We start from the raw sequence: 13,032 nt of genomic DNA on the forward strand, positions 1-13,032 counted from the left end.
GCCGCAGGAAAGAAAGACGGGCGGGTGATCAACGAAGGCATGAAGTAGATCCACGCCATGCGTGGATTGAACCTTCCCGTGCACCATCCACGCACGGCGTGGATCTACTGCAGCGCGTCCAGGAACAGTTCTGCCTCCTCCGTGCCACCCAGCAGCGCCGAAACAGGCGCCGCAGGAAAGAAAGATGGGCGGGTATCAGCGAAGGCATGAAGTAGATCCACGCCATGCGTGGATTGAACCTTCCCGTGCACCATCCACGCACGGCGTGGATCTACTGCATCGCGTCCAGGAACAGTTCTGCCTCGTCCGTGCCGCTCAGCAGCGCCGAAGCAGGCGCCGCTGGAAAGAGAGACGGGCGGGTGATCAGCGAAGGCATGAAGTAGATCCACGCCATGCGTGGATTGAACCTTCCCGTGCACCATCCACGCATGGCGTGGATCTACTGCATCGCGTCCAGGAACAGTTCTGCCTCGTCCGTGTCGCCCAGCACCGCAGCGACAGCGCGCAGCGCCGCTTCGCGATGTTCGGGGCGGATCCCACCATCATCGTCATCGCTGTACAGGTCCTCATCGGCCTCGAGGTAAACGCTGCCCGCCGCCGCCAGTGCGGCCATCAAGGTCGGTACGTCGGCGACGAACTCGTCGGCGTCCCAGTGGCCCGCGCCATGACGGGCGAACAGCACGCGGCCATCGTTGATGTCGAGGATGAGGGGATCGGCGCCGCGGTCGGCGATCACCAGCCAGTGCGCCGGCCAGTCGCTGATCGGCTCGCCATCAATGCCATTCCAGCGGTAGCCCGCCTGATACGCCCACAGGCGCTGCAACGGCGGCAGCCACACCTCCAGCCCCGGTACGGTGATGCCGCTGGGGCCTTTGGCAGGATTGAACACCTCACCGAACGGGCCGACGCGTGCATAGAATCCGGCCAGCGCGTCCGGCAACGGGAACGGCCCTTGCCACGCGTCGGCGGATTGCGGTTGCAGGGTGCCGAAGCGGGCAAACGTTGCGCGAAGATCATCCATGACGAGGGCAGGGCGGAAGCAGGACAGCACGCAGCGTAGCAGAGCCGGTCGCACGCATCGCCTTCACCGCCACTGGCTATCATGGCCGCCCAGGACAGAGAGGCAGTGCACGTGTCGGTAGCGTTGGTATGGTTCCGTCGGGACCTGCGGTTGCAGGACAACCCGGCGCTGCAGGCGGCGCTGGAAGCGGGCCACGATGTGGTGCCGGTCTACATCCACGCCCCGCACGAGGAGGGCGATTGGGCGCCGGGTGCCGCGTCGAACGCCTGGCGCCACCGCTCGCTGGCAGCGCTGGATGGCGACCTGCGTGCACGCGGCTGCTCGCTGGTGCTGCGCACCGGCGACAGCCTGCCGACCCTGCAGGCGCTGATTGATCAGACCGGCGCCGAGGCGGTGTACTGGAACCGCAAGTACGAACCGGCGACGCAACCCCGCGATGCCGCCGTCAAACGCACGCTGCGCGAGCAGGGCATCGATGCGCAGAGCTGCAACGGCAGCCTGCTGTTCGAGCCCTGGGACATCGCCACCCAGCAGGGTCAGCCTTACAAGGTATTCACCCCGTACTGGCGCAACGTGCTCAGCCATTGGCGATTGACGGCCCTGCAGGAGGCGCCGCGCAGATTGACCGCGCACACGGTCGAAGGCCTGGCGCTGGACGCGCTGCAGCTGGCGCCGTCGTTGCAGTGGGACGCCGGCTTCTGGGAGCACTGGCAGCCGGGTGAGGCCGGTGCGCTCGAGGCGCTGTCCGTGTTCGAGGAGGGTGCGCTGCGCGGCTATCGCGAGCAGCGCGATCTGCCGGACCGGGTCGGTACATCGCGGCTGTCGCCGCACCTGCATTTCGGCGAAATTGCCCCGTGGCGCATTGCCCACGCGCTGGAAGGCCTGCGCAGCGCCGGGACCGATGCCGACATCGACGGCTACCTGCGCCAGCTCGGCTGGCGTGATTTCGCCTACCACCTGCTGCACCACTTCCCGAAAACGCCCACGGACAATCTCAACCCGCGTTTCGACCGTTTCCCCTGGGCCAACCCCAGTGCCGCCGAGCTGCAGGACTGGCAGCGCGGCAACACCGGCGTGCCCATCGTCGATGCTGGCCTGCGCGAACTCTGGCATACCGGTTACATGCACAACCGGGTGCGGATGATCGTCGCCAGCTACCTGTGCAAGCACCTGCGTGCGCATTGGCTGCACGGCGCGCAGTGGTTCTGGGACACGCTGGTGGATGCGGACCTGGCCAACAATACGATGGGGTGGCAGTGGGTGGCCGGTACCGGTGCCGACGCGGCTCCCTATTTCCGGGTATTCAATCCCGTTACCCAGGCCGAGAAGTTCGATCCACAAGCGAGTTACATCAGTCGTTGGGTGCCGGAGCTGGCGGCGCTGCCGGTGAAGGCGCGGTTCGCTCCCTGGCAGCACCCGCAGCTGTTGGCCGAACGCGCGCCCGGGTATCCGCGCACGCCGCTGGTGGACCTGGCGGCAGGCCGTGATGCGGCGCTGGCCGCCTACCGTCAGTCGGCGGCGGGGTAAAGCGCTGGCTGAGCGGTCCAGACAGCTAGCTGAACACGTCCCTGTCGGCCGCTGCGATCATCATGCCGACATCGCGTCCGGCTGTTTATCCTCGTTGCCGCCCGCAAGCCGCCGGCCCGACCGGAAACCAAGGAGAAAACCATGATCCGCAATACCACCCGCAACGTCGCACTGGCCCTGATGAGTGCGGCCGTCCTGTCGGCCTGCGCCACCGGCGGCTCCTATGTGCAGAGTGATCCGTACGGCAACCCGACCGAGCAGCAGAACCGCACCGGCCGCAATGCCCTGATCGGTACCGCCATCGGCGTGGCCGCGGGCCTGCTGACCGGCGACAGCGCGACCGAGCGTCGCCAGCATGCGCTGATCGGCGCGGGTATCGGTGCACTCAGCGGCGCCGCCGTGGGTCAGTACCAGGATCGCCAGGAGCGCGCGCTGCGCGAGCGCACCGCCAACACCGGCATCGATGTGCAGCGTCAGGGCGACAACATCACGCTGAACCTGCCGGACGGCATCACCTTCGACTTTGGCAAGTCGGCGTTGAAGCCGCAGTTCTACGGCTCGCTCAATGGCGTTGCCGGCACCCTGCGCGACTACAACCAGACCATGATCGAAGTGGTCGGCCACACCGACAGCATCGGCAGCGACGCGGTCAACAACCGCCTGTCCAAGGAGCGTGCTGATTCGGTGGCGCAGTACCTGATCGGTCAGGGCGTGCAGAGCGTGCGCATCGAGACCCTGGGCGCCGGCAAGTCCTACCCGATTGCCGACAACAGCACCGATGCCGGCCGTGCCAAGAACCGCCGCGTCGAGATCCGAGTGATTCCCCTCAAACAATAATGCCTAGCGTTGTTGCTTGAGCCGGTCAGGTCATCGGCCGGAACGAAAATGCCGCCCTTGAAGGCGGCATTTTTGTGGGTGCCGGTCTTGCCCGGCACGCCGATAGCGCATGTGGAGACCCGTGCCGACCAAGGTCGGCGACTACCAGGAGATTGGAGGCGGCATTGTTGTGGATTACGCCGCCGACGCAGCCACCTTCTCCAGGATCCGCTTGCCGCTGCTCGCCAGTGCCGCTTCTTCCTGTTCCTGCTGCTGCCGCGCCAGCTTCGCACCGGGGCACTGCGCCAGCATGTAGTTGGCGTCGAAGTTGAGCTTCTCCACCAGGAAGTCGACGAACGCGCGCACCTTCGGCGAGACCAGGCGGCCGCCGGCGAACACAGCATTGAAATCCACTTCCGGACCGGTCCAGCCGGCCAGCACGCGGCGCACCATGCCCGACTCGACGAACGGCTTGGCCATCACGTCGCCGGTCAGCAGCAGGCCTTCGCCGCACACCAGCGCACCATTCAGCGCCGACATGTCGTTGGCCGTCATCAGCGGCGTCACCGGGAAGTCGCGCAGCTCGCCGCCGTTCTCGCCCAGCTGCCAGGTAAAGCGTGGCGAATTGCCGGTGTGGTACGGCTTGCGCATGGCCAGGATGCGGTGGAACTGCAGCTCTTCCGGATGCAGCGGCTCGCCGTAGCGCTCGATGTAGGCCGGGCTGGCGAACACCTGCGTGCGCAGGCTGCCGAGCTTGCGCGCCACCAGGTTGGAATCGGGCAGGGCACCCACGCGCAGGGCGAGATCGGCCTCGCCGGCGATCAGGTCCAGCTTCTCGTTGCCCATGTGCATGTCCAGGCGGATTTCCGGGTACTGCGCATGGAACTGGCCCAGCAGCGGTGCGATCCAGGTGATGCCGATCGAATAGGGCACGGTGAAGCGCAGCCAGCCGCGCGGGCCGGACTGCAGCTGGCTGACCGCGCTTTCGGCTTCTTCAAGCTCGCGCGCGATGCGCTGGCAATGCTCGTGATAGATCGAGCCGGCCTCGGTGAGGCCGAGGCGGCGCGTGGTCCGGTGCAGCAGGCGCGCACCGAGGCGCGTTTCCAGTTCCTGCACCTTGCGGCTGACCGTGGTCTTGGGCAGGCCGAGCGATTTGGCAGCCGCGATGAAGCTGCCTTGCTCGACCACTTTGACGAAGATCAGCGTCTCGTTGAGATCGTGGGACATGGTCAGGAATCCTGGACGTCGGGGATGGGGCAATCGTGACAGAACGATTGGACCGGGGACGGGATGATTATTCCCCTTAATCAGGACTAATCAAGTAGGGGTTTGAGGTCTATCGTGGCGCCATTCGCTAATTGGAGCCCGTCCGCCATGAGCCTGCGCAACATTCTTGCCCGCTTCCGGATTGCCGGCCAGAACGCTCTGGACCTGGCAATGACCGTCGAATCCCGTCCCAGCTCCTTGGTTAACAAGGATTTTCGGGAGTTTACCGCACCCATGCGTCAGCAGCGTGGCGGTGCCTTGCACCTTGCTTCGCACAAGAGTGACCGACTGCGTCGAATCGGGACTATCCCGGATTTGGGAGGAAATGTCCCGTGAATGGGATTCTGACGCCCGAAGTCCTGGTTCTCGGCGGCACCGGCGCCGTCGGCCAGGGTGTGGTCGGCGCCCTGCTGGAGGCCGGCAGCCCCGTGCTGGTGGTCGGCCGCGATCCGCGCCGCCTGGCTGCGTTGCACGAGCAGTTCGCCGATGAGCCGGGCCTGCAGACGATGCTGGGTTCGCTCAGCGACGACGGCTCGGCACGCGCGCTGGCCGAACGCGTGGCGCAGCGCCCGCGTCCGCTAGCAGCGGTGATCGCGGCAATGGGCGGTCCGTACAACCGCGGTCGTGTGGTCGAGCGTGGTGGCGACGCACTGTCGGCGGCATTGCAGGCTGACCTGATGCCGCATGTGCACGCGGTGCGTCATCTGTTGCCGCTGCTGCAGGACAACGTGCATGCCCGTCGCTACGTGATGATCGGCAGCCCGGCCGGGCTGAAGCCCTGGGCCGGTTATGGCGAGACCTCGATCACCACGGCCGCGCTGCGCATGTATGCGCAGGTGGTGCACCAGGAAGCGCAGGCCGTCGGCGTTCGCGCGCAGATGCTGGAAGTGTGCAGCCCGGTCTGCACGCCGGCCAACGCCGCCAACGCCTGCATCGAATGGCCGAGTTCACTGCTGGTCGGTCGCCGCGTGGTGTCCCTGCTCGATGGTTGCCGCGACAACCGCGCAATCGTCCGTTGCGACAGCAGTGATGCCGAACTGCCACGCGGCCTGCTGCACCTGGAAATACCGCCGCTGTGGCGCGACACCGCGGGCGTTGCTTGACCTCAGCCTTGGTTGAGGTCGCAGGATACGCCGCCAAAAGTTGATAGCAATTCTCAAATAGCTGTACCACCCCTCCGTACGGATGCATGCCATGACTTCCCCCAACACCACTCCACATCGTTTCCGTCATCGCCTGGCGATGGCTGGCGTGTCGATCCTCGCTGCCGCCGTTCTGGCTGCCTGCAGCGGTGGCCATGCCGAAGAAGCTGGCGCACCGCCCCCGCCGCAGGTCAGCGCTGCCCCTGTACTGCTCAAGCAGATCAGCCAGTGGGATGAATTCAGCGGTCGCGTCGAGGCCGTACAGAGCGTCGAACTGCGCCCGCGCGTGTCCGGCTACATCGACAAGGTCAATTATGTGGAAGGCGAAGAGGTGAAGAAGGGCGCCGTCCTGTTCACCATCGATGCCCGCAGCTACCAGGCCGAGTACGATCGCGCCAACGCCGAACTGGCCCGTGCCCGCACCCAGGCGGTGCTTGCCCGCAGCGAGTCCGAGCGTGCCAAGCGCCTGGCCGAGCAGCAGGCGATCTCCACCGAAACGGCCGAACAGCGTCGCGCGGCCGCCGACCAGTCCGGTGCGGCAGTGCAGGCTGCGCAGGCCGCGCTGGATGCAGCGCGCCTCAACCTTGAGTTCACCAAGGTGCGTGCGCCGATCGACGGCCGTGCCGGTCGCGCGATGGTCACCGCCGGCAACCTGGTCACCGCCGGTGACAGTGCCAGCGTGCTGACCACGCTGGTCTCGCTGGATACGGTGTTCGTCTATTTCGATGCCGACGAAAGCACCTTCCTGCGGTACGCGCAGATGGCACGCAAGGGCGAGCGCCCGAGCGAGCGCGACAGCGAGCTGCCGGTGAAGGTCGGCCTGTCCGGTGAAGATGGCTACCCGCACACGGGCAAGGTCGACTTCCTCGACAACCAGGTGACCCGCAGCACCGGCACCATCCGCGTGCGCGCGCTGCTGGACAACGCCGATCGCCAGTTCACTCCGGGCCTGTTCGCCCGCGTGCAGCTGCTCGGCAGCGGCCAGTTCCAGGCCATGCTGATCGACGACAAGGCCGTGCTGACCGACCAGGACCGCAAGTACGTCTACGTGGTCGACAAGGATGGCAAGGCCCAGCGCCGCGACATCCAGCTTGGCCGCACCGCCGAAGGCCTGCGCATTGTCGAGAAGGGTCTGGCCGCCGGTGACAAGGTGATCATCGATGGCGTGCAGAAGGTCTTCATGCCCGGTATGCCGGTGCAGGCGAAGGCGGTGGCGATGCAGCCCACCGCTGCGCCGGCGCCGGGTCGCGATGCAACTGCCGCACTGAACCACTGATCCGCGTCCCCGCTTAGCTGCCGGTGCCAGCGGCAGCCGTCACTGCCTTCGCCAGATTGGCGAGGGGCAGGGCGGCTGTTGCCCGCCGACGGCCTTTTCCAGGAATTCTTCCATGGACTTTTCCCGTTTCTTCATCGACAGGCCGATCTTCGCGGCGGTGCTGTCGATCGTGATCTTCGCCGCCGGCCTGATCTCGATTCCGATGCTGCCCATCGGTGAGTACCCCGAAGTGGTGCCGCCGTCGGTCGTGGTGCGTACCGTGTATCCGGGCGCCAACCCCAAGGTGATCGCCGAAACCGTGGCCACCCCGCTGGAGGAGGCCATCAACGGCGTTGAGGGCATGATCTACCTCAAGTCGGTGGCCGGCTCTGACGGCGTGCTGCAGATGACCATCACCTTCCGCCCGGGCACCGACCCGGACGAAGCGGCGGTGAAGGTGCAGAACCGCGTCGCCCAGGCCCAGGCGCGACTGCCCGAGGACGTGCGCCGGCAAGGCGTGACCACCCAGAAGCAGTCGCCCACCTTCCTGATGGTGGTGCACCTGACCTCGCCCAACGGCAAGTACGACACCCTGTACCTGCGCAACTACGCCCGCCTGCACGTCAAGGACGCGCTGGCACGTATCCAGGGCGTGGGCGATGCGCAGATCTTCGGCGGTGGCGACTACGCCATGCGCGCCTGGCTGGACCCGGACAAGGTTGCCGCGCGCGGCCTGACCGCCAGCGATGTGGTGCGTGCCATGCGCGAGCAGAACGTGCAGGTCTCGGCCGGCCAGCTCGGCGCCGAGCCGATGCCCAACAGCCAGTTCCTGACCCTGATCAACGCCCAGGGCCGCCTGCGCAGCGAGCAGGAGTTCGGCGACATCGTGCTCAAGAGCGGCGTAGACGGTGAAGTGGTGCGGTTGTCGGACGTGGCCCGGGTTGAACTGGGCGCTGGCGACTACACCCTGCGCTCGCAGCTGGACGGCAAGAACGCGGTGGGTATCGGTATCTTCCAGGCCCCCGGCGCCAACGCGCTGGAGATCCGCGATGCGGTGATGGCCAGCATGGACGAGATGCAGAAGACCATGCCGGCCGACGTGAAGTACGAGGCGGTGTATGACACCACCATCTTCGTGCGCGACTCGATCAAGGCGGTGGTCTCGACCCTGCTGGAAGCCATCGCGCTGGTGGTGCTGGTGGTGATCCTGTTCCTGCAGACCTGGCGTGCCTCGATCATCCCGCTCATCGCAGTGCCGGTGTCGATCGTCGGTACGTTCGGCGCGCTGTACCTGCTGGGCTTCTCGATCAACACGCTGAGCCTGTTCGGCCTGGTGCTGGCGATCGGCATCGTGGTCGATGACGCGATCGTGGTGGTGGAAAACGTTGAACGCAACATCGAGGAAGGCCTGACCCCGCTGGCCGCTGCGCATCAGGCGATGCGCGAAGTGTCCGGGCCGATCATCGCCATCGCGCTGGTGTTGTGTGCGGTGTTCGTGCCGATGGCGTTCCTGTCGGGCGTCACCGGTCAGTTCTACAAGCAGTTCGCGGTCACCATCGCCATTTCCACGGTGATCTCGGCGATCAACTCGCTGACCCTGTCGCCGGCCCTGGCCGCCCGCCTGCTGAAGCCGCATGGCGCGCCGAAGGATGCCCCGACCCGCATCATCGACCGTCTGTTCGGCTGGGTGTTCCGTCCGTTCAACCGCTTCTTCAAGTCCAGCTCGGAAAAGTACGAGCGTGGCGTGTCGAAGATCCTCGGCCGTCGTGGTGCGGTGTTCGTGGTGTACGCGGTGCTGCTGGTCGGTACCGGCTTCATCTTCAAGCTGGTGCCGCCGGGCTTCATTCCGACCCAGGACAAGCTGTACCTGATTGCCGGTGTGAAGCTGCCGGAGGGTTCGTCGATCGCGCGCACCGATGAAATGCTGCGCAAGGTCGCCAAGATCGCCCAGGAAACCGACGGTGTGGCCCACACCATCTCGTTCCCGGGCCTGAATGCCCTGCAGTTCACCAACACGCCCAACACCGGTGTCGCGTTCATTCCGCTCAAGCCGTTCAGCGAGCGCCATGGCCGTACCGCCGCGCAGATCAATGCCGAGATCAACCAGAAGATCGCAGGCCTGCAGGAAGGGTTTGCCTTCGCCATGATGCCGCCGCCGATCCTTGGCCTCGGTAACGGCAACGGCTACCAGATGTTCATCCAGGACCGTGGCAACCTCGGCTATGGCGCGTTGCAGAACGCGGTGCAGTCGATGCAGGGTGCGGTTGCGCAGACCCCGGGCATGGCCTTCCCGATCACCAGCTACCAGGCCAACGTGCCGCAGCTGGATGCCGAGGTGGACCGTGTAAAGGCAAAGGCCCAGGGCGTACAGCTGACCGAGTTGTTCGACACGCTGCAGACCTACCTGGGTTCGGCGTACGTCAACGACTTCAACCAGTTCGGGCGTACCTGGCAGGTGATCGCACAGGCCGATGGTCAGTTCCGTGACAGCGTCGAGGACATCGGCAAGCTGCGCACCCGCAATGACCGTGGCGAGATGGTGCCGATCGGCTCGATGGTCACCGTCAAGGAAACCTACGGTCCGGACCCGGTGCTGCGCTTCAACGGCTACCCGGCCGCTGACCTGGCCGGTGAAGCCGACCCGCGTGTGCTGTCCTCGGCCGAAGCGATGAACAACCTCACCGCCATCGCCGCCAAGGTGCTGCCGGTGGGCATGGCGACCGAATGGACCGACCTGAGCTACCAGCAGGCGACCCAGGGCAAGGCGGCCTTCATCGTGTTCCCGGTGGCGATCATGCTGGCGTTCCTGGTGCTGGCCGCGTTGTACGAAAGCTGGTCGCTGCCGCTGGCGGTGATCCTGATCGTGCCGATGACCCTGCTGTCCGCGCTGTTCGGCGTGTGGATGACCGGCGGCGACAACAACGTGTTCGTGCAGGTCGGCCTGGTGGTGCTGATGGGCCTGGCGTGCAAGAACGCGATCCTGATCGTCGAGTTCGCCAGAGAGCTGGAGATGGGCGGCAAGGGCATCGTCGAAGCGGCACTGGAAGCCTGCCGCCTGCGTCTGCGCCCGATCGTGATGACCTCCATCGCCTTCATCGCCGGCACCGTGCCGCTGGTGCTGTCGCATGGTGCTGGCGCCGAAGTGCGCTCGGTGACCGGTATCACCGTGTTCGCCGGCATGCTGGGCGTGACCCTGTTCGGCCTGTTCCTGACCCCGGTGTTCTACGTGGCACTGCGCAAGTTCGTCACCCGCAATGGTGGTGGCCAGCTGGTGCAGCACGGCGAGCCGACCATCCACCACTGACATGGAAAACAGCGGCGCCGGCAACCACCGGCGCCCGCTTCCCCCTACCAAGGCAATGAATCCATGAACACCCATCAGAACAAGATCGCGCTGGTCACCGGCGCAACCCGCGGCATCGGCCTGGAAACCGTGCGCCAGCTGGCGCAGGCCGGCGTGCATACGCTGCTGGCCGGGCGCAAGCGCGAGACCGCCGTCGAACTGGCACTGAAGCTGCAGGCAGAAGGCCTGCCGGTGGAGGCACTGCAGCTGGACGTCAACGATGGCGCCAGCATCGCCGAGGCGGTCGAGCAGGTGCGCCAGCGCCATGGCCGTCTGGACATCCTGGTCAACAACGCCGGCATCATGATCGAGAACCCGGCACAGCTGCCGTCGGAACAGTCGCTGGACACCTGGCGTCGCACCTTCGACACCAACGTGTACGCGCTGGTGGCAGTGACCCAGGCCTTCCTGCCGCTGATCAAGCAGGCCAAGTCCGGCCGCATCGTCAACGTCTCCAGCATGCTCGGCTCGCAGACCCTGCATGCCGACCCGACCTCGGGCATCTACGACTTCAAGATCCCTGCGTACAACGCGTCCAAGGCCGCAGTGAACAGCTGGACCCTGGCCCTGGCCCATGAGCTGCGCAGTACGCCGATCAAGGTCAACACCGTGCACCCCGGCTACGTGAAAACCGATATGAACGGTGGCAACGGCGAGATCGAGATCGCCGAGGGCGCGCGCTCCAGCGTGCAGATGTCGCTGATCGGCGAGTCCGGCGCCAGCGGCAGCTTCACCTACCTGGGCGAGGTGCTGCCATGGTGATCCGCACCCTGGCGATGGCCGTCTCCAGCCTGGTGCTGGCGGGCTGTGTCAGCGTCGGCCCCAACTACAAGGCACCGGTGCAGGAGCCCGTCGTCCTGCAGGGCGCGCAGCAGCCGGTGTTCAGCACCACCTCGCCGGTGGCCAGCTGGTGGGCGCAGTTCGATGATCCGGTGCTTGAAGAACTGGTGCACGGCGCCTTGTCGGACAACCTGGACCTGCGCGTGGCTGTGGCCCGCGTCAGCCAGGCCCGTGCCGTGTTCGTCGAGAGCCGCTTCGACCAGGCACCGCACGTTACCGCCGGCGGCAGCTACGATCGCCGCAAGCAACCGGATCCGCAGCTGGGTGGGCAGCGGGTGTTCAGTGAAAGCTACCAGCTCGGCTTCGATGCGGGCTGGGAGCTGGATCTGTTCGGCCGCAAGCGCCGCGCGGCAGAGGCTGCGCGTGCCGACCTGGACGCCGAGCAGGCCAACCTTGCCGACGCGCAGGTGCTGATCGCTGCCGAAGTGGCACGCAACTACTTCGAGTTGCGTGGCACCCAGAAGCGCATCGCGGTCGCCCAGCGCACCTTGGTCAACCTGCGCGATACGCAGCGGCTGACCGAGGCACGCTGGGAACTGGGTGCCGGCAGCGAGCTGGACGTGCAGAGCAGCCGCGCACGCTTGAAGGCCATCGAAGCCGACATCCCGCTGCTGGAAGTGGCCGAGACGCAGTCGCGCAACCGGCTTGCCGTCCTGCTTGGGCAGCGCCCGGAAGTGCTGACGGCCATGCTGGCACCGCACGAAGTACCGGCGTTTGCCAAGGCATTGCCGCTGGGCGATACCCGCGAACTGCTGCGTCAGCGTGCCGACGTGCGGGTGGCCGAGCGTCGCCTGGCTGCCGCCACCGCGCGTGTCGGTGTTGCCACCGCCGATCTGTTCCCGCGGCTGTCGCTGTCTGGTTTCGTCGGCTTCCTCGGTGGCGATGCCAGTGGCCTGGTCAACGGCAACAACAAGGCCTGGTCGCTGACCCCGTCGCTGAGCTGGGCGGCATTCGATTTCGGCACGGTCAAGGCACGCCTGCGTGCGAGCAAGGCCGAGGCCGAGGGCGTGGCCGCACAGTACGAGCAGGCGGTGCTGCTGGCGCTGGAAGACACCGAGAACGCGTTGACCCGCTACTCCAAGCAGCAGGCACGGCTGGCCATCGTGGTCGAGCAGGCGCAGGCAGCACGACGGGCCGAATCGCTGGCGCAGATCCGCTACCGCGAGGGCTCGGAAGACTTCCTGACCCTGCTTGACGCGCAGCGCACGCAGCTGGTGGCCGATGATGCACTGGCCGCCGCCGAATCGGAGGTCAACGTCAGCGTGGTGGGCGTGTACAAGGCACTGGGTGGCTGGGGCCAGTCACCGCAGGCGCCGAGCGTGGCCCAGGCGCGCTGATCGGCAGGGGACGGGAGCATCAGCTTCCGTCCCTTTTTTCGCTACGGCCAGAGGTTGGCCGGGGCATCGGGGTCGCGCATGCGCACGATGCAGAAACGATGACCGGTGGGCGCTTCCATCACCCACCAGCGTTTGACGAAACCGACCCGGCGCGCACCGAGCTTTTCCAGCCGTTCGGCTTCGGCGTCGATGTCGTCACTTTCGATATCCAGGTGCACCCGCGACGGGTGATCGACCCGCTGCACCTCCACGTTCAAGCCTGCCGGCGCACCTGTCAGGTCGGCGTACTCGGCGTCGCCTTCGCCACGGGCGGGCCCAGCCTGCAGGCCCAGCGCTGCGGCCCAGAAGCGGGCACTGTCTGCGGCAGGGGTGTCCTGGCAATCGATGATGAATCCGGCCAGTCGGCTGCGATGGGTCATGTGCCGTCTCCGCTCAATGAGGGTGCTGGCAGGGTAGCGCGTGTGCCGCCGCGCGCGTTCTCGCCG

12 protein-coding genes are annotated in these 13,032 nt (G+C 66.3%); 8 read left to right on the forward strand and 4 right to left on the reverse strand.

Features of this window, described 5'->3' with window-relative positions; translation table 11 throughout:
- Positions 1-271: 271 nt before the first annotated feature.
- Together ACFX4F_RS03435 and ACFX4F_RS03440 are read right to left on the reverse strand one after the other, a co-directional pair.
- Positions 272-394: a hypothetical protein gene (locus ACFX4F_RS03435; protein WP_380652295.1), complete on the reverse strand. Its 123-nt coding sequence runs from the start codon at positions 392-394 to the stop codon at positions 272-274.
- A gap of 45 nt (positions 395-439) precedes the next feature.
- Entirely contained in the window at positions 440-1,021 is a 582-nt protein-coding gene (locus ACFX4F_RS03440; protein WP_380652298.1) for a hypothetical protein, read from the reverse strand.
- A 111-nt stretch (positions 1,022-1,132) separates the two neighbouring features.
- Between ACFX4F_RS03440 and ACFX4F_RS03445 the strand changes: the two genes are divergently transcribed.
- A complete protein-coding gene (locus ACFX4F_RS03445) occupies positions 1,133-2,548 on the forward strand; it encodes a cryptochrome/photolyase family protein (protein ID WP_380652300.1) in 1,416 nt (471 codons plus the stop codon).
- Positions 2,549-2,689: 141 nt separating this feature from the next.
- Entirely contained in the window at positions 2,690-3,385 is a 696-nt protein-coding gene (locus ACFX4F_RS03450; protein ID WP_100464910.1) for an OmpA family protein, read from the forward strand.
- A 174-nt stretch (positions 3,386-3,559) separates the two neighbouring features.
- On the opposite strand, the gene ACFX4F_RS03455 is transcribed toward ACFX4F_RS03450, so the two are convergent.
- Positions 3,560-4,591 (reverse strand): LysR family transcriptional regulator, encoded by a 1,032-nt coding sequence (locus ACFX4F_RS03455; protein WP_025878839.1) that lies wholly within the window; start codon positions 4,589-4,591, stop codon positions 3,560-3,562.
- Between the two features lie 147 nt (positions 4,592-4,738).
- On the opposite strand from ACFX4F_RS03455, the gene ACFX4F_RS03460 reads away from it, so the two are divergent.
- The 6 genes from ACFX4F_RS03460 to ACFX4F_RS03485 all read left to right on the forward strand — a co-directional run bounded on the left by ACFX4F_RS03460 (position 4,739) and on the right by ACFX4F_RS03485 (position 12,547).
- Positions 4,739-4,966, forward strand: a complete 228-nt coding sequence (locus ACFX4F_RS03460) for a hypothetical protein (RefSeq protein WP_380652304.1) — start codon at positions 4,739-4,741, stop codon at positions 4,964-4,966.
- Entirely contained in the window at positions 4,963-5,733 is a 771-nt protein-coding gene (locus ACFX4F_RS03465) for an SDR family NAD(P)-dependent oxidoreductase (protein WP_380652307.1), read from the forward strand. The genes ACFX4F_RS03460 and ACFX4F_RS03465 overlap by 4 nt, the downstream gene beginning before the upstream one ends.
- Positions 5,734-5,824: 91 nt before the next feature.
- Positions 5,825-7,048: an efflux RND transporter periplasmic adaptor subunit gene (locus ACFX4F_RS03470; protein WP_380652310.1), complete on the forward strand. Its 1,224-nt coding sequence runs from the start codon at positions 5,825-5,827 to the stop codon at positions 7,046-7,048.
- A gap of 112 nt (positions 7,049-7,160) precedes the next feature.
- Positions 7,161-10,331 carry an efflux RND transporter permease subunit gene (locus ACFX4F_RS03475; RefSeq protein ID WP_251476485.1) on the forward strand — a complete coding sequence of 1,057 codons (3,171 nt, stop codon included), beginning with the start codon at positions 7,161-7,163 and terminating at the stop codon, positions 10,329-10,331.
- Between the two features lie 63 nt (positions 10,332-10,394).
- Positions 10,395-11,132, forward strand: a complete 738-nt coding sequence (locus tag ACFX4F_RS03480; protein ID WP_089240412.1) for an SDR family oxidoreductase — start codon at positions 10,395-10,397, stop codon at positions 11,130-11,132.
- The gene (locus tag ACFX4F_RS03485) at positions 11,126-12,547 is read left to right on the forward strand and encodes an efflux transporter outer membrane subunit (RefSeq protein WP_025878845.1); all 1,422 of its coding nucleotides are present in this window, start codon (positions 11,126-11,128) and stop codon (positions 12,545-12,547) included. Before ACFX4F_RS03480 ends, ACFX4F_RS03485 begins: the two co-directional genes overlap by 7 nt.
- A 41-nt stretch (positions 12,548-12,588) precedes the next feature.
- On the opposite strand, the gene ACFX4F_RS03490 is transcribed toward ACFX4F_RS03485, so the two are convergent.
- Positions 12,589-12,966, reverse strand: coding sequence for a VOC family protein (locus ACFX4F_RS03490; RefSeq protein ID WP_099820166.1), 378 nt, complete (start codon positions 12,964-12,966; stop codon positions 12,589-12,591).
- Between the last annotated feature and the right edge of the window lie 66 nt (positions 12,967-13,032).

The organism is Stenotrophomonas sp. YIM B13575, from assembly GCF_042787595.1.
GTDB lineage: Bacteria > Pseudomonadota > Gammaproteobacteria > Xanthomonadales > Xanthomonadaceae > Stenotrophomonas > Stenotrophomonas lactitubi_B.

Excerpts from the sequence above, each read along its gene's own strand:
- ACFX4F_RS03435 (WP_380652295.1), bottom strand. The coding sequence starts at position 394 with ATGGCGTGGATCTACTTCATGCCTTCGCTGATCACCCGCCCGTCTCTC.
- ACFX4F_RS03440 (WP_380652298.1), bottom strand. The coding sequence starts at position 1,021 with ATGGATGATCTTCGCGCAACGTTTGCCCGCTTCGGCACCCTGCAACCG.
- ACFX4F_RS03450 (WP_100464910.1), top strand. The coding sequence starts at position 2,690 with ATGATCCGCAATACCACCCGCAACGTCGCACTGGCCCTGATGAGTGCG.
- ACFX4F_RS03455 (WP_025878839.1), bottom strand. The coding sequence starts at position 4,591 with ATGTCCCACGATCTCAACGAGACGCTGATCTTCGTCAAAGTGGTCGAG.
- ACFX4F_RS03460 (WP_380652304.1), top strand. The coding sequence starts at position 4,739 with ATGAGCCTGCGCAACATTCTTGCCCGCTTCCGGATTGCCGGCCAGAAC.
- ACFX4F_RS03470 (WP_380652310.1), top strand. The coding sequence starts at position 5,825 with ATGACTTCCCCCAACACCACTCCACATCGTTTCCGTCATCGCCTGGCG.
- ACFX4F_RS03475 (WP_251476485.1), top strand. The coding sequence starts at position 7,161 with ATGGACTTTTCCCGTTTCTTCATCGACAGGCCGATCTTCGCGGCGGTG.
- ACFX4F_RS03480 (WP_089240412.1), top strand. The coding sequence starts at position 10,395 with ATGAACACCCATCAGAACAAGATCGCGCTGGTCACCGGCGCAACCCGC.
- ACFX4F_RS03485 (WP_025878845.1), top strand. The coding sequence starts at position 11,126 with ATGGTGATCCGCACCCTGGCGATGGCCGTCTCCAGCCTGGTGCTGGCG.
- ACFX4F_RS03490 (WP_099820166.1), bottom strand. The coding sequence starts at position 12,966 with ATGACCCATCGCAGCCGACTGGCCGGATTCATCATCGATTGCCAGGAC.